The organism is Actinospica robiniae DSM 44927 (assembly GCF_000504285.1).
In the GTDB taxonomy this organism is placed as follows: Bacteria; Actinomycetota; Actinomycetes; order Streptomycetales; family Catenulisporaceae; genus Actinospica; species Actinospica robiniae.
Genome location: NZ_KI632511.1, coordinates 7,227,121 through 7,249,437, shown reverse-complemented (window position 1 = coordinate 7,249,437; position 22,317 = coordinate 7,227,121). Strand labels below are relative to the sequence as shown.

Genomic DNA, 22,317 nt, shown 5'->3' with positions numbered 1-22,317 from the left:
AAGAGAGAAATACGCGCGGACCTGCGCAGATACGTACTGCGCAGGAGTGATCGAGTGGGCACCGATCGCGTCGCTGCTGATCAATGAAGCTCAGCGGCGGCGCCGACGCCGAGCCGCCGGGCGCGTCTGGCGATCGTGGTCATGATCCGTCAGACGTGCCCGGGGGCCGTCGTCGCAGCTGGGACGGACGCTTTCGCATAGGCCCGGCGCACATATCGGCCGCCGTCAGCGGGTTCAACGAGCACTTGACTGGTGCCGGCGCTCGCGTCGTGGGTCAGACTCGCGTCGGGTGCCGGCGCTGGCGTTGGGAGCTCAGATCGGGCACGCGGCGCATCACGCGTGGACGGCGTCGGCAGCGAGAAGCGGCGTGACTCGTCCGCGAGTCTGGCTTCAGCAATCAAGCATCGAGGCCCAACAGCTCCTGGAACCTTCGCTGTACGAGCGGCCATCGCCACTCGTGCTCGACCCATTCACGGCCCGCCTTGCCCATCCGGTCGGCCTTGGCCGGGTCGGCGAGCAGTTCGGCGACGCGCTCGGCGGTGCAACGCACAGCGTCGTCGCCTCCGCCGGGGACGACATATCCCGTCTCGCCGTCGAGGACCGCGTCCGGAGCGCCGCCGGAGTCGCCTCCGACGACTGCCATCCCCAGCGCGGCCGCTTCCAGGTAGACGATGCCTAAGCCTTCGATGTCGAGACCGCCGCGGCGGGTACGGCAGGGCATCGCGAACACGTCACCGGCCGCATAGAGGCGGGGAAGCTCGGACCACGAGACCGGGCCGCTGAAGACCACGTCCCGTTCCACGCCCGTCTCCTTGGCGAGACGCTCGAGCTCGCCACGGTACGGGCCGCCGCTGCCGATGAGCAGGGCGGCATCGGGGACGAGCTCGCGGATCCGCGGCAGCGCTCGGATAAGGGTGTCCTGGCCTTTACGCGGTACGAGCCGGGAGACGCACACCACCGTCGGGCGATCCGCCAAACCGAGGCTCCGACGTAGCTCGAGAGTCTCCGGCTCGGCACGTACGCCGAGGTGGAACGTGTCGACGTCGACGCCGGGATGCAGTTGGGTCATGCGACCCCGAGCCGCGGGGCTCAAGACGTCGCCGACCTTGCGGTGGTAGTACTCCGTCAAATAGGTGACGACATCCACGCCCTCGCCGATGCGTCGGAGCAACTGCCGGGCGACGGGCAACTGCGCCCAGCCGGCTTCGTGCCCGTGCGTCGTCGCGACCAACCTCTCCACACCGGCTTGTCTGCGGAGTGACGGCGCCATCAGCGCCAGAGGAGCGGCCGCGCCGAACCAAACCCGATCGCAGCCCTCGGCCTTGGCGATGTCCACCGCTCGGCGCACCCGCACCGGGTCGGGAATCATGACCGTGGTCTTGTCACGAACCGTCAGATAGGGCTTTTCCCGGTCATACTGGGCGCACTCGTCGGCGTGACCCCGCCAGGTGGACGCGTAGACGACCACGTCCGAAGGGGTGAATCCATCGACCATCGCTTGGACGAATGCCTGGATACCGCCGGGACGCGGGGGGTAGTCGTTGGTCACGACGAGGGTGCGGGACATGGGACTACGATCTCAGATCCGCGCCGTGATGCCCGAACCGGATGAGAGACAGGCGGCACGATGACCCTCCGGGCCATGCTCACTTCCGCGCGGCTGCGCTCTGCGGCGCTGCCCACGGCGTGCTGGGCGTGGACCAGGGCGGTACTGATGATGTTCGTCTACAACGTCATCCCGTACATCTCGCACGGCGACATCACCGGCGACGTCAAGCTCTACAACCGGTGGTCGCAGGTCTTCGGGCAGGGACGGTTCCCGCAGCACGATCCGACCTGGCAGTATCCGCCCGGCGCGGGCATCGTCATCGCGGTACCGCGGCTGATCCGCTCGTTCACCGGCTTGAGCTACTACAGCGCCTTCTTCCTGCTGGCGCTCAGCTCGGATCTCATCGTGTTCCTGCTGGTGATCTACCGGTGCTGGCGCACGGCGGAGCAGACCGGCCACGAGCGGGCCGACTACCTCGGCGCTTACGTTTATGTGACGGCGATCTTCATGCTCGGGCCCATTGTGTTCGGCCGCTATGACATCGCCGTGACGATGATCGCATCGGTGGGGCTCACCGTGGCGCTACGGACGGCGGTATCGACGTGGCGTGTGCGCGGAGTGGCGATCGGGCTCGGCACGATCGTCAAGATCTGGCCGATCGCCTTGGTGTTCGGGTTGCCGCGTGGGCCGAACGGGCGCCGCGCAATCGCGTGGTCCGTGCTGGCTGCCGTCGTGCCCACGGTGCTCCTCGTCGTCCTCTTCCCCGGCGCGCTGAGCTTCCTGACTCAGCAGCACGGCCGCGGTCTCGAGGTCGAGTCGGTACTGGCGACGCCGTTCTTGCTGGCGCGGCATCTGGGCTACCACGGGGTGATCAAGAACCGCTACGGCTCCTTCGAGATCACCGGTCCCGGTATCGGCTGGATCTCCAGCTTCTGCGAACTCCTGACGCTCTTGGGGTTCTGCTGGCTACTGTGGTGGCGACGGCGGGCACGGCTGACGCCGGAGCGGTGGAGCGAAGGCGTGTACTACGACGCAGCCCTGGTCGCAGTGCTGATCTCGGTCATCACGAGCCGGGTACTGAGCCCGCAGTACCTCGTCTGGGTCTGCGGTCTGATCGCCCTCTGCCTGGCGCTGACGCCGCTGCGGAGCGGCGGAACCGTGTTGGCCGGGCCGTGCTGGCTGCTGATGGCGACGATCGCGATCACGCAGGTGGAGTTCCCACTGCTCTTCAGCCGTCTGCTGAAGGGGAACACCACCGCCGCGGTCATCCTGGCCGGCCGAAACGGCATGCTCGTGATCGCAACGGTATGGGCCGGCTACCTCCTTTGGCGTGCCTACGTCGTGCCCAAGCATCAGATCGACCTGGTCGCGTCGGATCTCGGGCGATCGGCGATCGGCGCTGACGAGCAGGCCGAGCGGACGCGCATCGGGGTGGCTGCGGAGACGGCGGGCGTGCCGGATGACCACAACGTCGAGGACAGCCACTCCCCCGAAGCGGATGCCGGCGACTCCGGCGGCGGTGCCATCAGTCCGACTGCCGAGCCGACGAGGGATGTCGGCCTCGGCGCGAGCAATCCGGCTACCGGAGTCAATCCGGCTACCGCGGCGGCCACGACCGATCCGGACAACGGGTTCAACTTCCGTCCGGCCACACAGTCCTGCTGATCCGCACTGGTTCGAATGCTCTCAACGGGACGTCACCCGTCGCCATCGCGGCCGCCGACGCAGCCGAAACGCCGCAGCGCGGACGGCACGAGGATGAACACGATGCGGAGACTGACAAGGGCACCGCACGGCGTGGGCGCTACGCGGGGACAGCCATGGGCACGACGTGGGGATGGGCAGGCGTATAAGTACGCCCACACGCACGCAGACGCGCGGAGCCGCTGCGCACTCCAGCCGGCGCTACAACCTGCCGAGGCGACGGACCAGCATCGATGAGGGCACCGGCCGCGCGCAGACACACGCAGCTACTGCGCACTCCAGCCGGCGCTACGACCTGCCGAGGCGACGGACCAGCATCGATGAGGGCACCGGCCGCGCGCCGCTACGGCGGACGCCGTCAGCGACCTCCTTGTCGGAGGAGACGACGATCAGCGGGCGACCTTGCGGTTCGGCGGCGACGAGGCGGCGGATGAGCGCGTCGGCGATCTCGCCACCGCGCGAGAACAGGACCCTCACGCCCTTGTGCGGGGGCACCGGCACCGGGCCTGCGAGCTCCGCGCCGTCGAAGACACACGTGATCTCGGCGCCGGTGCGCGCGGCGATGCCGCCGAGGCCTTTGAGCAGCCTGATCCGCTGCTCGTGGAGCGAGAGCGTTGGAAAACCGGTCTTCGTCACGTTGTACCCGTCGACGATCATGTGCGCGCGCGGCAGGGCGAGCATCGCGTCGAGTAGCGCCGGGTCGTCGCCGGCTCGGGCTTGGCCTTCGACGTCGTGGGCGCCGATCGCGTCGGCGCGCACGGCTTCGACCGTGTCGGCCGGCCGCTCGCTGGTCGGGGCGATGGCCAGTTCGCGCTGCAGGCCGGCTGCGGCTTCGCTGATGGTGTCGAGCAGCAGCCGGAGCCGGACGTCGTCGGCGCCGCGGCTTGCCTTGCTCGCGCGCCGAGCCGACTCGAGCGCGGCTTCCGACTCGGTGAGCCGTGCGCGGACTCGACGCAGTTCCGCTTCGGCGGCAGCGACCTGGACCGCGGCGGCGTTCTGCACGACGCTGCCCTCCGCCTGAGCCTCGCGGGCCTGGGCCTGCGCACGCCTCATATCGGCCTCAAGTTGGCGGATGCGCCGCCGCAGCGAGTCTCCTTCGCGGCGCTCGGCGGTCAGTTCCGCCTTCAGCTGCTCGACCTCGGCCTTCGTCTGCTCCCGAAGCGTGTCGATGTCCGCCTTGAGCCTGGCCACCTCGTCGCCGAGGTGCTCGTCGGCCAAGGCACGCTCGGCCTCGCGCGCAGCGAGTTCCGCCTGCTCGAGGAGATGCCTCCACCGGTCCGGGCGCAGCACGTACGCGATGGCCGCGACGTCACGAGGGTCGGCGGCGGGCGGGATCGTGCCCGCGAACAGGGTCTCGGCCACTTCCGGGTACGTGTCGCGCACACGCTCCGCGACGCGGCCGCGGAACACGCCGTCGGCCTCCAGCGCAGCGGCCAGCGGAGTCGCGGCGAGCCGGGCGCGCTTCGCCGGTGTGAACCGCGCGAACGGGCGCAGTGACACCGGTAGCGCCGAGTGACTCAGGCCGCCTGCGACCTGGGCGGCGAAGTCGAGGACTCGCGCGCGCACCGGCTCGGAGAGTGTGGCGACGAGGGTCTCGTGATGGTCGTCGGCTGCGGCATCGTGGGTCGTCGGTGGCTCGGAGGACGACGACGAGTCGGAGGACGAGGATGAACCTGGGGATGACGATGAGTCGGAGGACCAGGACGAACCCGGGGACGACGACGAGTCGGAGGACGACAGCGAACCCGGAGACGACGATGAAGCCGGGGACGACGGTGAGTCGTGCGGCTGCAGCGGGCCGTGGGATGTTGCCGACTCGCACGATGGCGTGGAGCCTGGCGTTCCCGGCTCGCACGATGGCGTGGAGCCTGGCGAGGCCGGCAGCGGAGAGCCTGGTGGCTGCGGGGCGGAGGGGGGCGTCATGGCGTCCGGCGCGGGCGGGGCGTCGGGCGCGATGGGGGGCTCGGGCGCGCTGAACGCGTCCGGACCGGCATCGTCGCCGCTCATCATCCGCCTCTCGTCCCACCGACCGTCGGTATTCGGGTATTTCCCAGGGTAGACGCTTTCACGCGCCCGGCGAGAGCCCCCGCGCGCTGGGGCGCGCAGGCGTCGTAAGCTGGGCACATGGTGACCGCGATAGTGATGATCAAGGCCGAGACCGGTCTCGTTCCGGAGACCGCGACCTCGGTGGCCGCGCTCGACGGTGTGAGCGAGGTCTACTCGGTGACCGGGGAATGGGACCTGATCGCCATCGCGCGGGTGCCCCGGCACGAAGACCTCGCAGACCTCATTCCCGGCCGACTCAACAAGGTCCACGGCGTCCTGCGCACCGAGACCCACACCGCCTTCCGTGCCTACAGCAACGTCGACCTCGAGGCCGCGTTCTCGCTCGGGCTTGAATAGCTTGAATAAATAGCAGCCGGCCTTAGCGGATCGGACGGATCGAGTCGGACGGATCGAGTCCGGCGGATCGAGTCCGGCGGACCAAGCCGAACGCATCGAGTCGATCGAGCTGTGTCGAAGTAGCTGACCGGGCGGTACCGGCGAGGCTGGCTGCGCCTAGTGGCTTGTTCGGCGATTCGGGCTTGCCGAGGCTGCGGAGCTGAGGGGCTTTGCGCTTCCTGAGCCAGCTCGAGCTGGCTCAGGCTAGCTCGAGCAGTGCAGACCGTCAGATCGCGCGAGCCGCTAGAACTGGCCGACTACGTTCTCAGTACCGGAACGGCTTCAGTCAGACCGCGTACGGATTCAGGCCGGTAAGACGGCGCGTGATTCCCGGCCGTTGACTACTGGCTGCCGACTTCTCGCATACCGACGCATACCCGAGCTGTCGCGTGCCGTGGTCACCAGCCCCACCGCCGCGCCTTCAACCGCGCCTTCGACCAAGCTCTGCACGACGCACCCCACAAACCCCACTCGCCCCGAGAAACGCGTTCCCCTCCGCACCCACGGTACGGAGGGGAACTGCTGTGTGGCTACAGCTTTTCGTGTCTCTCGCTACTGACCGTCCCGGCTCGCTGGAACCGGCCGCTCAGCAGTGGCTCAGCAGTGGCCGCTCAGTGGTGGCCGCTGGTGATCGACTCGTGGTATTCCTCGGCGCTGGGCTTCTCCACCCGCTGGCCGAAGTACCACTGGGTCGCCTTGGCCCGCAGCTTGGCGCGGCGGACGTTCGGGGCGGGGATGCCGTTGGCGTCGGTGACCTGGGTCAGCGTCAGCGGGCGGTGCACGTCGTGCGCCGTCAGCTTGTGCAGGTCGCCCTGGGACAGCGGCGTGTGGATCTCGGAGAACTGGCCCTCCGGCGACCGGGTGATGATGCCGGACTCGGAGCCGTGCAGCACCTTGTCGCGGTCGCGGCGCTGCAGGCCGAAGCAGATCCGGCGGGTGAGCCAGAAGCCGAAGACCGGGCCGACGAAGATCAGCACGCGGCAGACCCAGGTGATCGATTCCACCGACAGGTTGAACTTGGTGGCCATCAGGTCGTTGCCGCCGTTGATCCAGCCGATGCCGTAGAACACGATGCCCGCCACGCCGATCGCGGTACGCGTCGGCATGTTGCGCGGACGGTCCAGGATGTGGTGCTCGCGCTTGTCTCCGGTGATCCAGGCTTCGACGAACGGGTAGACCGCCAGGCCCGTGAACAGGATTCCGGGCACGATCACCGACGGCAGCAGCACGTTCAGCGAGATCGTGTGGCCCCAGAAGTTCCACTCCACGTTGGGCATCATGCGCAGGACGCCCTCGAAGAAGCCGATATAGAAGTCCGGCTGCGATCCGGCCGTGATCTGGTTGGGCACGTAGGGCCCGTACACCCAGATCGGGTTGATCGTCACCAGGCCGCCGAGCAGCGCGATGAAGCCGAAGACCACGAAGAAGAAGCCGCCCGCCTTCGCCGTGTACACCGGCATCAGCGGCAGGCCGACCACGTTCTTCTCGGTCTTGCCGGCCCCGGCCCACTGGGTGTGCTTCTGGTAGAAGACCAGGATCAGGTGCGCCGTGATCAGGCCCAGGATCAGGCCCGGCACCAGCAGGATGTGCACGGTGAACAGGCGCGGCACCAGGTCGTGGCCCGGGAACAGGCCGCCGAAGACGAAGTACGAGATGTACGTGCCGACGATCGGGATCGACAGGACGATGCCCTGCATGATCCGCAGGCCGGTGCCGGAGAGCAGGTCGTCCGGCAGCGAGTAGCCGCAGAAGCCCTCGAGCAGCGCCATCACGAACAGGGTGAAGCCGATCAGCCAGTTCAGCTCACGCGGCTTGCGGAACGCGCCGGTGAAGAACACCCGGAGCATGTGCACCATGATGCCCATCACGAAGACCAGGGCGGCCCAGTGGTGGATCTGGCGCATCAGCAGGCCGCCGCGCACGTCGAACGACAGGTTCAGCGTCGAGGCGTAGGCCTCGGACATCTTGATCCCGTCCAGCGGCGTGTACGAGCCGTTGTACGTCACGTCGCCCATCGACGGCGTGAAGAAAAGGGTCAGGAAGATGCCCGACAGCAGCAGAATGATGAAGCTGTAGAGGCAGACCTCGCCCAACATGAACGACCAGTGGTCGGGGAAGATCTTGCGCAGGTTCTTCTTGGCCGCGCCGGCGATGCCGAGCCGCTGGTCGAGGTAGTCCGCGGCCTTCCCGCCCAGCGTCGTGGGGACGATCTCCTCGCCCGCAGTGGAAGTGCTCATCCGCGTTCCCAGAAGCTCGGACCGACCGGCTGGTCGAAGCCGCTCTTGGCGACCAGGTAGCCGTCGGCGTTGACAGTGATCGGAAGCTGGGGCAGCGAGCGCGCCGCCGGGCCGAAGATGACCTTGCCGTCCTCCGAGAGGTCGAAGGTGGACTGGTGGCACGGGCAGAGCATGTGGTGCGTCTGCTGCTCGTAGAGGGCCACCGGGCATCCGACGTGCGTGCAGATCTTCGAGAACGCCACGATGCCGTGGTATCCCCAGTCGATCTCCTGCTGCGACTTGATGTCCGCCTCGTTCATCCGCACCAGCAGGATCGAGGACATCGAGAGTACGTTGTTGAGTTCTTCGCCGGCCGACAGCGCGGCGGCCGGGCGGGCGTTGACCAGGGTGCCGATGGTGATGTCGGCGGGCTTGATGCCCTGGCCCTTGGTGCCGTCCAGCGAGACCGTGTTGTCGTTGATGATCAGCATGCCGGGCGCCCAGGCCGTCTGGCGCTGGGTGGTGCCGGGCAGCGGGCCGAGGTCGCGCAGGATCCACAGGGCCGGCAGCGGCAGCACCGCCATCGCGCCGATCAGGGTGCGCCGGATCAGCGGCCGCTTCTTCCAGTCGGAGTCCTCGACTCCCTGCTGGAACTCGACGATCGCCGCGGCCTTGTCCTCGTTGCTGGACTCGTACTCGTGCCGCTCCTGCGGGAGTTCGACGTCCGTCATCAGGGTGCGGGCCCAGTAGATGGCGCCCGCGCCGAGGGCGAACAGCGCCACGCCCAGGCATACGCCGAGGGCGAAGTTCGACGCGGAGACCGCGCCGAGGGGCCAGAAGTTCACCAGCGTCTGACGGTTGTTCGGGACCTGCGTGTAGCAGACCATGAACCCGATCGTGGCGATCGCGGACAGCATGAACAGGCTCGCCACGATGCGCTCGGAGCGCTTGGCGGCCTTCTCGTCGATGTCGGTCAGCCGGGGCCGGTGCTCGGGCAGGCCCGGGTCGGCGAACGGGTCGCCGGACGGGGCCACGTGGCCGTGGCCGTGCTCGTCCACGGCAAGCGCGCCGTGGCCGTGCTCGTCGTGCTCGGTCATATCACCGCTCATGGTCTATTTGCCCCCCTTCTTGGCGGCGGCCTGGGCGATGCGCTCAGCCGAGGCCTTCGTGGTGTGGGCCGCGATCCAGACCGCGATCAGCAGCAGCGCGATCAGACCGAAGGTCCAGATGAACAGTCCCTCGGAGGTCGGGCCGAGGCGGCCGAGGCCGGCGCCGCCGTAGTTGGGCTCGTCGCGGGTGGAGACGATGTAGCTGATGATCGCCTGCTTCTGGGCCGCCGGGATGACGGTGTCCGGGAAGACGGGCATGTTCTGCGGGCCGGTGAGCATGGCCTCGAAGATCGCCTTGGGGTTGGTCTGGGTGAGCGCCGGGGCGAACTTGCCGTCCGTGAGCGCACCGCCCTCGCCGGCGAAGTTGTGGCACTGCGAGCAGTTGGTGCGGAAGAGCACGCCGCCGAGCTGCACCATCGAGTCGTTGACCGCGTACATGCTCTGGGTGGGCACCTGCGGGCCGCCGCCGAGCGACTGGATGTAGGCCGCCATCTCGTCGATCTGCGCCTGCGTGTAGAGCACGGCCTTCTTCTGGATCTGCGCGCCCGGCTGCTGGGCGGGCATGCGTCCGGTGGAGACCTGGAAGTCGACGGCGGCGGAGCCGGAGCCGACGAGGCTGGGGCCGTAGCTGGAGCCCTCGCCGTTCTGTCCGTGGCAGCTGGAGCAGGAGGTGAGGTACAGCGCCTTGCCGTCGGCGAGGGCCTGCGCGCTGGTGCTTCCGCTATCCGCGTTCGCCGATGCGGGCGAGACGAACGCGGCGAACAGGGTGCCCGCGAAAGCCAGCGCGAGCACCAGGACGACGAACGCTGCCAGCGGGTGGCGTCGCCGTGTAGAGAGCGATTTCACGACTAGTGTCCCTAATGGAGCTTCTCGTCCGAATTACTGGAGAATGTAGATAACGCAGAACAGGCCGATCCACACGACGTCCACGAAGTGCCAGTAGTACGACACGACGATCGCGGAGACTTCCTGGTCATGCGTGAAGCGCTTGGCCTTGTAGGTACGCATGAGGACCATCAGGAAGGCGAAGAGTCCGCCCGTCACGTGCAGACCGTGGAACCCGGTGGCCAGGTAGAAGGCACTGGTCCACTGATTCTCGGAGATGGAGTGGCCGTCGCGCACGAGCGAGGAGTACTCGTAGACCTGCAGCGAGATGAAGATGGCGCCGAGGACGAAGGCCCACATGTACCACTCGCGCATGCCGTAGCCCTTGCCCCAGAACTTCCAGAGCGAGCCGGTGCGCTTGACCTGGTGGCGCTCCGCCGCGAACACACCGAGCTGGCACGGGACCGAGGACAGCACGAGAATGATCGTGTTGGTCAACGAGAGCGGCACGTTCAGGTGCGCCGCGTTCTCCTTGAAGAACGCGTTGCCCGAGACCGAGCGCAGAGTGAAGTAGATCGCGAACAAGGCCGCGAAGAACATCAGCTCGGAGGCCAGCCAGATGATCGTTCCGACGCTGACCAGGTTGGGCCTATTGGGCACCCGGTGCGCGGGTGCGGCTTGGGTTGCAGTTGCTGTCGCCACGGCGGCCATTATTGCCTCTCGCCGCGATCGCCCTATCGCCGGGGTACCCCTTTGGGCCGGGTGTCGCTGACGATCCATCGAATGGCGGCGCGGAAACCGGACGTGATTAGACCAAACGGGGAAGAAGTCACCGTGACGTCGGCGGTTGAGCGCCTGTCAGCCCGCAGGCGGCGAACGTGTCCGCCCGGCTCCTGCCGCGTTATCAGATCGTTAGGGCTGGTTTCCGTCGGGACCGCGTCCTACGCTGGGTCGCACGCTCACCCGCCGTCGCCGGCCGGTGCGTGTACTGCGCGCGATCTACCGGGTGCCGAAGTACCGCGGCATCCGCAGTCCTCGAAGTGGAGGCGTGTTCATGTCCGCAGCAGCCTTGGCCGACAAGTCCGGGCCCGGGGCCTTCGGGTCCACGGCCGACGGGGCGTCGCCGCCGGCTCCGGCCAAGTCCTTGAAGGTCCTGCTCTACAGCGACGACGCGCAGGTGCGCGAGAGCCTGCGGCTGGCTCTGGGCACCCGGCCCGACCCGGATCTGCCGGCGCTCGCGCTCGAGGAGTTCGCCACCTCTCCGGCCCTGATCGAGCGGATGGACGCGGCGGTCAAGGGGGTGCGGGCGGACCTGGTGATCCTGGACGGCGAGGCGGTGCCGGTCGGCGGGATGGGCCTGGCCCGGCAGTTGAAGGACGAGATCTACCAGTGCCCGCCGCTGCTGGTGCTCACCGGGCGGGCGCAGGACGGCTGGCTGGCCACCTGGGCGCGGGCGGACGCGGTGGTCTCGCACCCGATCGACCCGGTCCGGCTGGCCGAGGTGGCGGTCGGGCTGCTGCGGTCCCGGGTGGGCTGAGCAGCGGCGATCGGACGGCGGCCGGCCGCGGGACGGACCCGTCCCGGCCGTCGGACCGACGCTGCTCAGAACGAGGCTTTCCGCGTAGGCTGGGGCCGGACCGGGAGACGTACCCCGGCGCACCCGAGCTTCGGAAGGAGGGCCAGGAACGATGACGGCAGTGGAGGGCACTCACTCCTGGCCCACGGTCCTCGGCGCACTGGTGCGCCGCGAGGATCTGCCGGCCGACGCCGCGGCCTGGGCCATGAACGAGATCATGTCAGGGCTGGCCACGTCCGCGCAGGTGGCTGCGTTCTCGGTGGCGCTGCGAGCCAAGGGCGAGTCGCTCGAGGAACTCGAGGGCATGGTCGCCGCGATGTACCGGCTGGCGAACCTGATCGAGGTGCCCGGGCCGACGGTGGACGTGGTGGGCACGGGCGGGGACGGGGCGAAGACCGTCAACATCTCCACCATGTCCGCGATCGTGGCCGCGGGCGCCGGGGCGCGGGTGGTCAAGCACGGCAACCGGGCGGCCTCCTCCGCCTCGGGTGCTGCCGACGTGCTCGAGGAGCTCGGCGTGCGGCTGGATCTGACGCCGCAGCAGGTGGCCGAGGTGGCCGAGAAGGCCGGGATCACCTTCTGCTTCGCGCAGACCTTCCACCCGGCCCTGCGGCACGCCGGCACGGCCCGCAAGGAGATCGGCGTGCCGACCACCTTCAACTTCCTCGGCCCCCTGACGAATCCTGCCCAGGTCAGAGCGCAGGCGGTCGGCGTGGCGGACCAGCGGATGGCGGCGATGCTGGCCGGCGTGCTGGCCCGCCGGGGCAACAGCGCGCTGGTCTTCCGGGGCCAGGACGGGCTGGACGAGCTGACCGTGACGAGCAGCTCGACGGTGTGGACCGCGCACGCGGGCACCGTGGTCGAGGAGATCTTCGACCCCCGCTCGGTGGGGATCGAGCTGGCGCCGGTGGAGGCGCTGCGCGGCGCGGACGCGGCATACAACGCGGGCGTGGCACGCAAGCTGCTGGCCGGCGAGACCGGGCCGGTCCGGGACGCGGTGCTGCTCAACGCGGGCGCGACGCTCGCCGCGCTGGACGCGCTGGAGGTTCCGGCCGGCGGCCTCGCGCCGCTGACGGAGCGGCTGGCCGCGGGCGTGGAACGGGCGGCGGCCGCGCTCGACTCCGGCGCTTCGGCGGCGGTGCTCGACCGGTGGTCCGCGGCCACCCGGGCCGCCTGAGGCCGAAAAGTCCAGAAGATACCCTTTCATCCCCGGTTCAAACCGGGGGCGAAAAGGTGTGACGAGGTGATGATCGGGCCGCTCGAGCCCGGCCGTCCGGCGTTTCGCCGCGACGGCACGGCCGCCGGCTCAGCCTGCCAAGACCATGCGCAGACCGTCAAGACGCTTGCGTACGGCGTCACGGTTGTCGGTGGTGGCCCACAGGTCCATCCACTCGCTGTCCGGCCCGCTGACGCGGTCGAGCGCGGCCAGGGCCAGCCTGGCGCAGTCGGTGTCGGTGACCGGGCGGTGAACGGCGAGCCACTCGTCCACGGACGGGTTCCCGGTGGCGGCGCTGCGCGAGCGTCCGGCGGCCACCAGCCCGGCCGCGGCCACGGCCAAGTGGCCCTCGTCCAGCTCGACCCGGCCGGGTCGCTCGGTCACGGCCGTGAGCACCGAACTGAGCTTGGCCGAGACCTGCTCGTCCGGCGTCTCTTCGATCTCGTCGAAGAAGTCCATCGCGATGTCGTTGTCGAACGGCCCGATCTGCCAGGTACCCATCCTGTCGCAACCTCCCGGTTCCATCCCTCCCCATCGAATGGCCCTCTTAACGCAAGGTAAACGGGATTGCGCCGTACCGCTACGTGAACGCGCTGATGTCGGCTATGCCCACTCAGAATGAGTGATACTGAGCGGACACAGCCGATTCGTTCAAAAGCGGACAGATCAGGAGGGAGCAGGTCAGGCGGAGGTCGGCTTTCCGTTGATCGTGGCTCCGTACGCCGACCCCTTGAGCAGACTGCTCCAGTCCAGGGTGAAGGTGCAGATGCCGTTGGAGACCGCGACCGGGCGCTTGCGGCTGCCCTTGATGGTGACCACGTCGCCGGGCTCGGCGAGATTGTAGAACCACTCGGCATCCGTGGGATGGCAGTGCACGCAGCCGTGCGAGTCGTCGTTGGCGTGGCCGATCTCCGTGTCCCACCCCGCGGCGTGCACGTACGTGCCGGACCAGGTGATCTGGGTGGCCCAGTTCACGAAGTCGTCGTAGGTGTCGTTCGGGCCGTAGTTGCCCTTCATCTCCACCGGGTTGCCCTTGCCGAGCACGGCCATGGTGCCGGTGTAGGTGACGAAGGTCTCCGCACTGGTCACCCCGGTGTCGATGGGGAAGGTCCGGATGGCCTTGCCGTTGCGGTAGCAGGTGGCGGAGTACTCGTCCTTGTCCACGATCAGCCGCAGGTCGGTGCCACGGATGCTGAAGTCGTGCGCGGGGTAGTCCTTCACACCGTACTGGTGCTCGCCGAGCCGGACGCCGTTGAGGTTGAAGTCGACCGCGACCTTCGTGTCCACGGCCCAGAAGTCCTTCGGCCGCCAGTCCATGATCGCGCCGTCGGTGGAGTTCGAGACCCAGTACCAGGCGCCGGCCACGGCCGGGGTGGTCCGGACCACGCAGGCCTTCTCCAGCGCCGCCTTGTACTCGGCCGGCACGTAGTTGGAGAAGGTGACCCGGATCGGCTGGCCGACGCCGACGGCCGAGCCGCGCGGCGGCACCACCGAGGAGACGCCGAAGGTGGCCGAGGGCTTGAGCGTGTGGAACGAGACGGTGGTCGACTTGGTCTTGCCCACGGAGTTCTTGGCGATGACGCTGAGCTGGTAGCTCGAGTTCACGTTGAGCGAGTTGTCCGAGGTCCAGGTGCTGCCGTCGGTGGAGAGCGTGCCGCTGGTCTGCTCCTGGCCGGAGAGCTGGACCGAGTCGATGGTGCCGTCGGTCACCCGGACGGTGATCGGCTTGGACGGGTCGACGCCGGACGCGCCGTCGGCCGGGTTCGTGGTGATCTCCGGCAGCGGGACGGCCGGTGCGGTCGACGCCTTGCCGGTGGCTCCTACGGCCCCATGGACCCCGGTGGACGCCGTGGACGTTCCGTCGCCGGATCCGCCGGAGGACGCCAGGGCCGCCACCACGCCGCCGATGACGACCACGCCCGCGCCGCCGGCGATCAGCGCGGCCCGGCGGTCGATCCGGCGGCCGGCGAGGGTGACGGTGGGCCGCTCGGCAGGGGGCTGCGACGGCGGTGACGGCTGCGGCGGGACGAAGGAGGCCGCTGCCGCGAGCGTCGGGGAGACGAGCGTGACGGGCTCGACTGCGGGCTCCGGGGCGGGCTCGACGGCTGCGGCAGACTCCGCTTCGGGTTCGGGCTCGGCGGTCGGCTCATCAGGCTCCGCTGCCGCCTCGGGCTCAATCTCAGGCTCAGCCTCAGGCTCAGCCGCGGATTCGGTGTCCGCTTCGGGCTCGGCGTCAGCTGCGAACGCGGCCTCAAGCTCAGATTCGGACTCAGCGTCACCCTCAACCTCGAGCTCAGCCTCAACTTCGGACTCAGCGTCACCCTCGACCTCGGGCTCAGCCTCAACCTCGAGCTCAGCCTCAACCTCGGGCTCAGTCTCAGCCTCGTCCTCGGACGCGGCGTCAGATCCCTCCGCCGGCCCCGCTTCCGGCTCCGCCTCGGCTTCCGCCTCAGCCGACGGAGCGTCAGTCTCGGCTGCCTCGCCGGATTCCACCGCCGCGGCCTCCGTCTCCGCAAGCTCCGTCTGCGCGGACTCCACCCCCTCCGCGGACTCGTCGGTCTGCTCGGCTATCTCCTCGGCGCCATCGCCGGGAGCGACCGCGTCAGCCATGCTCGTGCCTCCGCCCTCTGTGCCGCCGATTGCGGCACCGACCATGGGAAAGCGTATGCAGCAAGGGCCGGTACGGATATCCGTACCGGCCCTTGCTGAGCAGTTGTTACGAACCTACGACCTGATGGTCGTTTGGCCTACGGCCATCGGGTCGTCCGCAGGGGTTCTCAGTAGTGCTTGTTCTCACCGCGGTAGTACTCGAACACGAAGCCGTAGACGCCGAACGCGCCGAACGGGATCGCGAAGAACACCAGCCACCAGCCGATCGCCACGCCGAGGAACGCGCAGGCCAGGGCCAGGCACAGGGTCAGCGGCCACCAGCTGGTGGGCGAGAAGAAGCCCTGCTCGCCGGCGCCCTCGTGCGGCTCGGCATCGGCCCGGTCGTCCGGACCGGGGCTGATGCGACGGGCCGTGAAGCGCAGGTAGTAGCCGATCAGGCCGGCCAGGCCGGTGGCCATGAGCAGCGCCGCCGTGCCCGTCGGGTCGTGCGAGGTCTCCCAGTAGAGGACGACCATCACGACCAGGAACGCCGTGAGCGAAAGGAACAGCGTCGAAGTGACCTTCATGGATCACGCCTCCCCGGACTTCTCGCCGGACTTCTTGGCGGCCCGGCGGGCGGCCTTCTGCGCGGCGGCCTCGGCCTCGCGCTCCTTGAGCAGCGCCTTCTTCGCGGCGTGGCCGCGCTCGCCGTTCTGGATCTCCATCAGCGCCACCTCGGGGTGGTGCAGGTCGAAGGCCGGGGACTCCGAGCGGACCCGGGGCAGCGAGTTGAAGTTGTGCCGCGGCGGCGGGCAGGAGGTGGCCCACTCGAGCGAGCGGCCCCAGCCCCACGGGTCGTCCACGGTCACGCGCTTGCCCGACTTGGCCGTCTTGTACACGTTGTACAGGAACGGGAACATCGACAGGGCCAGCAGGTACGAGCCGATCGTGGAGATCGTGTTCAGCGTGGTCCAGTCGTTCGAGGCCAGGTAGGTGGCGTAACGACGGGGCATGCCCTCGGCGCCGAGCCAGTGCTGGACCAGGAACGTGGTGTGGAAGCCGATGAACAGCGTCCAGAAGTGCACCTTGCCCAGACGCTCGTCGAGCATCTTTCCGGTCCACTTGGGCCACCAGAAGTAGAACCCGGCGAACATCGCGAACACCACCGTGCCGAAGAGCACGTAGTGGAAGTGCGCGACCACGAAGTAGGAGTCCTGCACCGCGAAGTCGATCGGCGGGGAGGCCAGCATGACGCCGGTCAGACCACCGAAGAGGAACGTCACCAGGAAGCCCACGGACCAGAGCAGCGGTGTGTCGAAGCTCAAGGAGCCTCGCCACATGGTGCCGACCCAGTTGAAGAACTTCACGCCCGTGGGCACCGCGATCAGATAGGTCATGAACGCGAAGAACGGGAGCATGACCGCGCCGGTGGTGAACATGTGGTGCGCCCACACCGTCACCGACAGGCCCGCGATCGACAGGGTCGCGAAGACCAGGCCGGAGTAGCCGAAGACGGGCTTGCGGCTGAAGACCGGGATGATCTCGGAGATGATGCCGAAGAACGGCAGCGCGACGATGTAGACCTCGGGATGGCCGAAGAACCAGAACAGGTGCTGCCACAGGATCGCGCCGCCGTTGGAGGCGTCGAAGATGTGCGCGCCGAGCCGGCGGTCTGCCTCGAGCGCGAACAGCGCCGCGGCCAGGACCGGGAAGGCGAGCAGCACGAGCACCGAGGTCAGCAGGATGTTCCAGGTGAAGATCGGCATCCGGAACATGGTCATACCCGGCATGCGCATCGTGATGATGGTGGTGATGAAGTTCACCGAGCCGAGGATGGTGCCGAAGCCGGACAGCGCCAGGCCCATGATCCACATGTCGCCGCCGGCGCCGGGCGAGTGCACGGCGTTGGACAGCGGCGAGTAGGCGAACCAGCCGAAGTCCGCCGCGCCCTGCGGCGTGAGGAACCCGCCGATGGCGATCAGCGAGCCGAACAGGAACAGCCAGTAGGCCACCATGTTCAGCCGCGGGAACGCGACGTCGGGGGAACCGATCTGCAGCGGCATGATCGCGTTCGCGAAGCCCGCGAACAGCGGGGTCGCGAACATCAGCAGCATGATCGTGCCGTGCATGGTGAAGGCCTGGTTGTACTGCTCGGGGGAGAGCACGTTCAGACCCGGCCGGGCCAGCTGGGTGCGGATCAGCAGGGCGAGCAGGCCGCCGAAGCCGAAGAACACGCACGAGGTGACCAGGTAGAGGAAGCCGATGACCTTGTGGTCGGTGGAGGTGATCCACTTGACGAAGGTCACTCCCGGCTGCCGGGTGCGGTACGCCGTCACCGAGGGGACAGCGGCGACCGCGGGATCGTTGAGTGCGGTCATGACGCGTCGCCTCCCGTTGCGTTCTTACCGCTGACGCTCGTCATGGGGCCGACGACGCAGCGGATGCCGTGACCGGTGGTGGTCAGGTCGGTGCCTACCTCGGTCGTGTTCGTGCCACAACCGGTGGTGAGGGTGCCGCCCTGGTCCTGCGCCTGCAGCGACTTGATGTGCGCCTCGTAGTCAGCCTGGCTGACCACCTTGACATTGAAGAGCATGCGCGAGTGCTCGACACCGCACAGCTCGGCGCACTCGCCGATGTAGGTGCCGACCTTGTCCGGGGTGACCTCGTACATGTTCACGCGGCCGGGCACGACGTCCAGCTTGAACAGGAAGTTCGGGATCCAGAACGAGTGGATGACGTCCGGCGAGGTCAGCGTGAACTTGACCTCCTCGTTCACCGGCAGCCACAGGGTCGGGATCTGGCCCGGGGTGCCGATGTCGTAGGCGGTGCCCGCGTCCTTGTAGGACGGGTTCGTGGTGGCGGCACCGCCGCTGCCGTCGTCGATCGACGCGTCGTAGTTGTAGTTGAAGGTCCAGCTCCACTGCCGGCCGACCACGTTGATGCTGGTGTACTGCTGGTCGTTGACCTGCAGCAGCTTGGTCTCGCTCTTGGCGGTGAAGTAGAAGATCACGCCGACCATGATGAGCGGGATGCCGGTGTAGAGCAGCTCCAGCGGCATGTTGTACCGGGTCTGCGGCGGCACCTCGATGCCGTGGCGCTTGCGGCGGTAGGCGAAGCAGCACCACAGGATCAGGCCCCAGACCAGCGCGCCGACGGCGAACGCGGTGATCCACTGGCCCTGCCACAGGTGCAGGATGCTGGGCGCCTCCTTGGAGGCCGGTTCCGGCATGCCGAGCCGGGTGAAGGCATTGTCGGCGCAGCCCGAGGCCGTCACCAGGACGGCAGCGGCCAACGCCGCGCCGGCGGCCAGGCGCCGCTTTCTTGACGCGTCGACGCGCGCCCGCCCCGTGCTCTCACGCGGCGGGAGAGGTCTGCGTTCAGAGCCGTGCTGACTCAACGTACCCTTCCCGATCTCTCGCCCCCTTACGCCGCGGGCGAGTCGGTGGGTCGCGCTCGCGGTGGCGCCCGCATCGCAGGCGGGGGATCACTGATTCAATACTGCGGCCAAACCCTACTCCAGCCTCGAAGGCCTCATGCGGGCAGGTACCCCCCTACGGAAGTGGGCGGGACCGGAGCTCATGCATACGGTCTAATGCCTGGCCAGAACGGGCCATTCGGACAACTGTCGCCCAATCATCTCCATAGGTGAACGTCCGTCAGCCGCCCGGCGCGCCCGCTTGCTGCCTTAGGCTCGTCACCATGGTGTATCTCGACGCGGCCGGGGCGGAGCCGCTGGATCCGGCCGGCCGCGAAGCGTACCTCGCCGCGCTGGACGAGGGTTGGGCGGGGCCCGATCGGCTCTACCGCGAGGGCCGGCGGGCGCGGATGCTGCTGGACGCGGCCCGGGAGGCGGTCGCGCAGGAGTTCGGCTGCCGCGCGGACGAGCTGGTGTTCACCTCGTCCGGCACCACGGCGGTGCATCAGGGCGTGTTGGGCCTGGCCAGGGGCCGAATGCGCGCGGGCACGACGATCGCGGTCGGCGCGGTGGAGCATTCCAGCGTGCTGCACGCGGTGGACGTGGCGACCCGGCGGAGCGGCGGCCGCAGTGTGATCGTGCCGGTGGACGGACTCGGCCGGGTCTCGCTGGGCGCGCTGGCGGATCTGGTCGACGCGGAGGCCGGACTGGCGTTCGCGGCGATCCAGTCGGCGAACCACGAGGTGGGCACGCGTCAGCCGGTGACGCAGGCGGCCGGGCTGTTGGCGGAGCGCGGTGTGCCTTTACTTATGGATGCGGCGGTCACGCTCGGGCGCGAGCCGGTGCCGGAGGGCTGGGCGGTGCTGGCGGGCTCGGCTCGGAAATGGGGCGGGCCGACCGGCGTCGGGGTGCTGGCCGTGCGGAAGGGAACGCGGTTCGCCGCGGATTGGCCGGAGGACGAGCGGGAGCGCGGCTGGGCGCCGGGTCCGGTGAACGTCCCGGCGATCCTGGCCGCGGCCACGGCGTTGCGCACCCGGCTCGGCGAAGCGGCCGCGACGGCGGAGCGTCATCGGGAGTTGACCGCGCTGCTCCGGGCGCGGATCCCGGAGCTGGTGCCGAATGTAGAGGTCGTGGGAGACCCGGACGACCGTGCCCCGCACATCCTGACTTTCTCTTGTCTCTACGCGTCCGGGGAGGCGCTGCTGCTCGAACTCGACCGGCTCGGTTTCGCCGTGTCGTCGGGATCCTCATGCACGGCGTCGACCCTGACACCCAGTCACGTACTGGAGGCCATGGGGGTCCTCACGCAGGGGAACGTCCGTGTCTCACTGCCGTGGCGGGTGACGGCGGACGAGGTCGAGCAGTTCCTGGCAGTGCTGCCGGGAGCGGTCCGGGTCGCGCGACCGCAGCAGGACGCGGAGGCGGGATCCGCGCCGGCCGGCGAAGACGAAGCGGTCGCCGAACCGGAGCTGGAGATCGACGCGCTCGGCAAACTGTGCCCGCTGCCGGTGATCGAGCTCGGCAAGCGGATCGGACAGGTGCAGGTGGGCGGCACCGTACGGGTGCTGGCGGACGATCCGGCGGCGCGGCTCGACATTCCGGCCTGGTGCCGGCTCACCGGCCACGACTATCTCGGCGCCGCGGCGTTCGAAGGAGAGCACGGGATCGAGGCGGTCCCCGGCGCGATGGCGTACCGGGTGCGGCGGCGGGAATAGCGTTGGCACGCGGCGGGAACCCGGCGTGGGTGCCGTGCGTCACAGCTTCAGCCACACCCGCCTGCCCGGCCCGGGACCCACAAGGCCTCCCCGGATCGGCGGGCGACCCGAGGCCCGGAGAGAGGAATGCGCATGACCGGTTCCGTCCGTCCCCGCACCGCTTCCCTGTTGGTCGGCGCCGCCGGCGCGCTGGCGCTGACCGCGGCGCTCGGCGGGTGCGCGTCGTCTGAGACCACGCCGACGGGCTCCGGTGTCGGGACTGTGGCCGTCACCGTGAACTCCCCCAGCGCCGCATCGTCCGCACCGTCCGCACCGGCCTCCCCGACGAGTGCCTCGAGCGCTCCGGCGAGCGTCGCGTCCCCGTCCGCACACGCGCCCACGACGACGTCGGCGGGCGGCGGCGGGTCGATGGCCACGCCGAAACAGGTGCTCAGCGCGGCGCCCGCCGGCGCGAAGCTCGTCTCGTTCGACGACGCCACGGCCAGTTCGGACGGGCGCACGCTCTACGTGGAGCTGGAATCCATGGGCGGCGCGTGCGGCCAGTACGACGTCGTCCTGCAGCAGTCGGCCTCGGCGGTCAAGGTGGGCCTGGTCCACCTCTCGTCCGGCGGCCACGTCTGCCCGCAATTCGTCGGACCGATGCGCATCGCCGTCGCTTTGGCCGCCCCGCTCTCCGGCCGCCCGGTGGTGGACCTGTCGGACGGTCAGAGCCTTAAAGTGGGCTGAGAAACACACAGCAAGAAATCAGCCGCGACCGGGGAACCTGGGACGACGTACAATCGTCATATCTGGTGTAGTGGTACTCGAGACCGCGAGACGCTCGACGGGGAAGCTGTCGACTCGAAGCCGAGGGGATTACGAGTTCATCACTTTGAGTGATGGAACGGATCCGGTCCGGGTAGAACTATGGGGTAGGGACACATAAGCCTGCGCCCGCGCCGCTCTCCCCCCGGCGACGTGGACGCTGTGGCGGGCCGTATCGGAGGGCAGCCACCCGCTGAAGTTCCGCGGGTGCTCCGGGTCCGCAGGAGGCAGGGCCTCCGACGTCGTTTGTGGGTAGCGGCGCCGGAGGCCCTGTCGTTTCCTGGCACGGTTTCGACCGCGGGCGTCCGCCACCCCGGCACCCCGCTCCGACCTGCGGGATCTCCCGACTGTGACACACGTGACACGGCTGTGGCACGTGCCCCGGCGTGCGGCCGAGCCTCGAAAGATCTCTTTCGAAAGACTCTTTTCGAAAGAACCCTTTCCTGCTAACTTCCCGGTATGAGCGAGGGCAAGGACGAGCCGGGCGCGGACAGCGCGGGCAAGGACGGGGCTCCGGCACCGGTGAAGCTGCACAAGGCTTCCGATCCGCGCGAGCTGCGTGCGCTGGCGCATCCGGTACGGCTGGCGCTTTACGAGGCTCTCGGCGTGCACGGCGACTTGACGGCGACGCAGGCTTCGAAGCTCCTCGGCGGATCGCCCACGTCGGTCGCCTATCACCTGCGGACGCTCGCGAAGTACGGCTACGTCGAGGAGGCCGGCGGCGGCGAGGGGCGTGAGCGGCCGTGGCGGCTGGGCACCGTCGGTTTCGAGTTCGACCGGGAGGATCCCGCGCCCGGGGTCGCCGCGGCCGCTCGGGCGCTGGGCGACCTGATGTTCCAGCGCTGGCTCGAGCGGCGGGCGCGGTACCGGGCCGAAGCCTCGAAATGGCCCGCCGAGGTGCGCGATGTGGTCGGCGACTTCCGGTTCATGCTCTTCGGCACACCCGAGGAGATGCGCGAACTCGAGCAGGCCTGGACGGAGGTCATCATGCGCTACTACGCCCGCATCCAGGACCCGTCGCTGCGGCCCGAGGGCTCGATCCCGTTCGAGCTCAACCTCTTCGTCAACCCGGCCGAGGCCGTGCCGCCCGACCGGCCCGACGACACGAACGCTGACATCACGGACGACGCGGACAACTGACGCAGTGGGCTGAGGAC

At 68.9% G+C, this 22,317-nt stretch carries 18 protein-coding genes; 7 read left to right on the top strand and 11 right to left on the bottom strand.

Annotated features, from left to right (window positions below; translation table 11 throughout):
- Positions 1-397: 397 nt before the first annotated feature.
- Entirely contained in the window at positions 398-1,567 is a 1,170-nt protein-coding gene (locus ACTRO_RS31135) for a glycosyltransferase family 4 protein (protein ID WP_034268852.1), read from the bottom strand.
- Positions 1,568-1,642: 75 nt separating this feature from the next.
- On the opposite strand from ACTRO_RS31135, the gene ACTRO_RS31130 reads away from it, so the two are divergent.
- A complete protein-coding gene (locus ACTRO_RS31130) occupies positions 1,643-3,214 on the top strand; it encodes a glycosyltransferase family 87 protein (protein ID WP_169739973.1) in 1,572 nt (523 codons plus the stop codon).
- Positions 3,215-3,541: 327 nt separating this feature from the next.
- Here the strand turns inward: ACTRO_RS31130 and ACTRO_RS31125 are convergent, their stop codons facing one another.
- Entirely contained in the window at positions 3,542-4,819 is a 1,278-nt protein-coding gene (locus ACTRO_RS31125; RefSeq protein ID WP_051451659.1) for an NYN domain-containing protein, read from the bottom strand.
- 558 nt (positions 4,820-5,377) lie between these two features.
- Between ACTRO_RS31125 and ACTRO_RS31120 the strand changes: the two genes are divergently transcribed.
- Entirely contained in the window at positions 5,378-5,656 is a 279-nt protein-coding gene (locus tag ACTRO_RS31120; RefSeq protein WP_034268849.1) for an Lrp/AsnC family transcriptional regulator, read from the top strand.
- A gap of 650 nt (positions 5,657-6,306) precedes the next feature.
- Here the strand turns inward: ACTRO_RS31120 and qcrB are convergent.
- From qcrB to ctaE, 4 genes are read right to left on the bottom strand one after another with little or no spacing between them, the layout of a single operon-like run.
- Positions 6,307-7,932: a cytochrome bc1 complex cytochrome b subunit gene (gene qcrB, locus ACTRO_RS31115; protein WP_034268846.1), complete on the bottom strand. Its 1,626-nt coding sequence runs from the start codon at positions 7,930-7,932 to the stop codon at positions 6,307-6,309.
- A complete protein-coding gene (gene qcrA / locus ACTRO_RS31110) occupies positions 7,929-9,020 on the bottom strand; it encodes a cytochrome bc1 complex Rieske iron-sulfur subunit (protein ID WP_034268844.1) in 1,092 nt (363 codons plus the stop codon). The genes qcrB and qcrA overlap by 4 nt, the downstream gene beginning before the upstream one ends.
- Positions 9,021-9,023: 3 nt before the next feature.
- The gene (qcrC, locus tag ACTRO_RS31105; RefSeq protein WP_051451657.1) at positions 9,024-9,866 is read right to left on the bottom strand and encodes a cytochrome bc1 complex diheme cytochrome c subunit; all 843 of its coding nucleotides are present in this window, start codon (positions 9,864-9,866) and stop codon (positions 9,024-9,026) included.
- A 33-nt stretch (positions 9,867-9,899) separates the two neighbouring features.
- Entirely contained in the window at positions 9,900-10,556 is a 657-nt protein-coding gene (gene ctaE / locus ACTRO_RS31100) for an aa3-type cytochrome oxidase subunit III (protein ID WP_034268841.1), read from the bottom strand.
- 343 nt (positions 10,557-10,899) lie between these two features.
- On the opposite strand from ctaE, the gene ACTRO_RS31095 reads away from it, so the two are divergent.
- Complete coding sequence (locus tag ACTRO_RS31095) at positions 10,900-11,382, top strand: response regulator (protein ID WP_245594542.1); 483 nt, start codon at positions 10,900-10,902, stop codon at positions 11,380-11,382.
- Between the two features lie 151 nt (positions 11,383-11,533).
- Positions 11,534-12,598 carry an anthranilate phosphoribosyltransferase gene (gene trpD / locus ACTRO_RS31090; protein ID WP_034268838.1) on the top strand — a complete coding sequence of 355 codons (1,065 nt, stop codon included), beginning with the start codon at positions 11,534-11,536 and terminating at the stop codon, positions 12,596-12,598.
- A gap of 129 nt (positions 12,599-12,727) precedes the next feature.
- Here trpD and ACTRO_RS31085 read toward each other — a convergent pair whose 3' ends face one another.
- The 5 genes from ACTRO_RS31085 to ctaC all read right to left on the bottom strand — a co-directional run bounded on the left by ACTRO_RS31085 (position 12,728) and on the right by ctaC (position 18,623).
- Positions 12,728-13,138 (bottom strand): DUF4259 domain-containing protein, encoded by a 411-nt coding sequence (locus tag ACTRO_RS31085; protein ID WP_034268835.1) that lies wholly within the window; start codon positions 13,136-13,138, stop codon positions 12,728-12,730.
- 180 nt (positions 13,139-13,318) lie between these two features.
- Positions 13,319-15,247, bottom strand: coding sequence for a L,D-transpeptidase (locus tag ACTRO_RS50525; RefSeq protein WP_157436557.1), 1,929 nt, complete (start codon positions 15,245-15,247; stop codon positions 13,319-13,321).
- 167 nt (positions 15,248-15,414) lie between these two features.
- Entirely contained in the window at positions 15,415-15,813 is a 399-nt protein-coding gene (locus tag ACTRO_RS31075) for a cytochrome c oxidase subunit 4 (protein WP_034268832.1), read from the bottom strand.
- 3 nt (positions 15,814-15,816) lie between these two features.
- Positions 15,817-17,604 (bottom strand): aa3-type cytochrome oxidase subunit I, encoded by a 1,788-nt coding sequence (gene ctaD / locus ACTRO_RS31070; protein WP_084316653.1) that lies wholly within the window; start codon positions 17,602-17,604, stop codon positions 15,817-15,819.
- Entirely contained in the window at positions 17,601-18,623 is a 1,023-nt protein-coding gene (ctaC, locus tag ACTRO_RS31065; RefSeq protein ID WP_425394866.1) for an aa3-type cytochrome oxidase subunit II, read from the bottom strand. Before ctaC ends, ctaD begins: the two co-directional genes overlap by 4 nt.
- Positions 18,624-18,925: 302 nt before the next feature.
- On the opposite strand from ctaC, the gene ACTRO_RS31060 reads away from it, so the two are divergent.
- The 3 genes from ACTRO_RS31060 (at position 18,926) to ACTRO_RS31045 (ending at position 22,300) form a co-directional block, all read left to right on the top strand.
- Positions 18,926-20,356 carry a cysteine desulfurase/sulfurtransferase TusA family protein gene (locus ACTRO_RS31060; protein WP_051451655.1) on the top strand — a complete coding sequence of 477 codons (1,431 nt, stop codon included), beginning with the start codon at positions 18,926-18,928 and terminating at the stop codon, positions 20,354-20,356.
- A 132-nt stretch (positions 20,357-20,488) separates the two neighbouring features.
- On the top strand, positions 20,489-21,082 hold the full coding sequence (locus tag ACTRO_RS47635) for a hypothetical protein (protein ID WP_157436556.1): 594 nt from the start codon (positions 20,489-20,491) through the stop codon (positions 21,080-21,082).
- Between the two features lie 537 nt (positions 21,083-21,619).
- The gene (locus ACTRO_RS31045) at positions 21,620-22,300 is read left to right on the top strand and encodes a winged helix-turn-helix domain-containing protein (RefSeq protein WP_051451654.1); all 681 of its coding nucleotides are present in this window, start codon (positions 21,620-21,622) and stop codon (positions 22,298-22,300) included.
- Positions 22,301-22,317 lie beyond the last annotated feature (17 nt).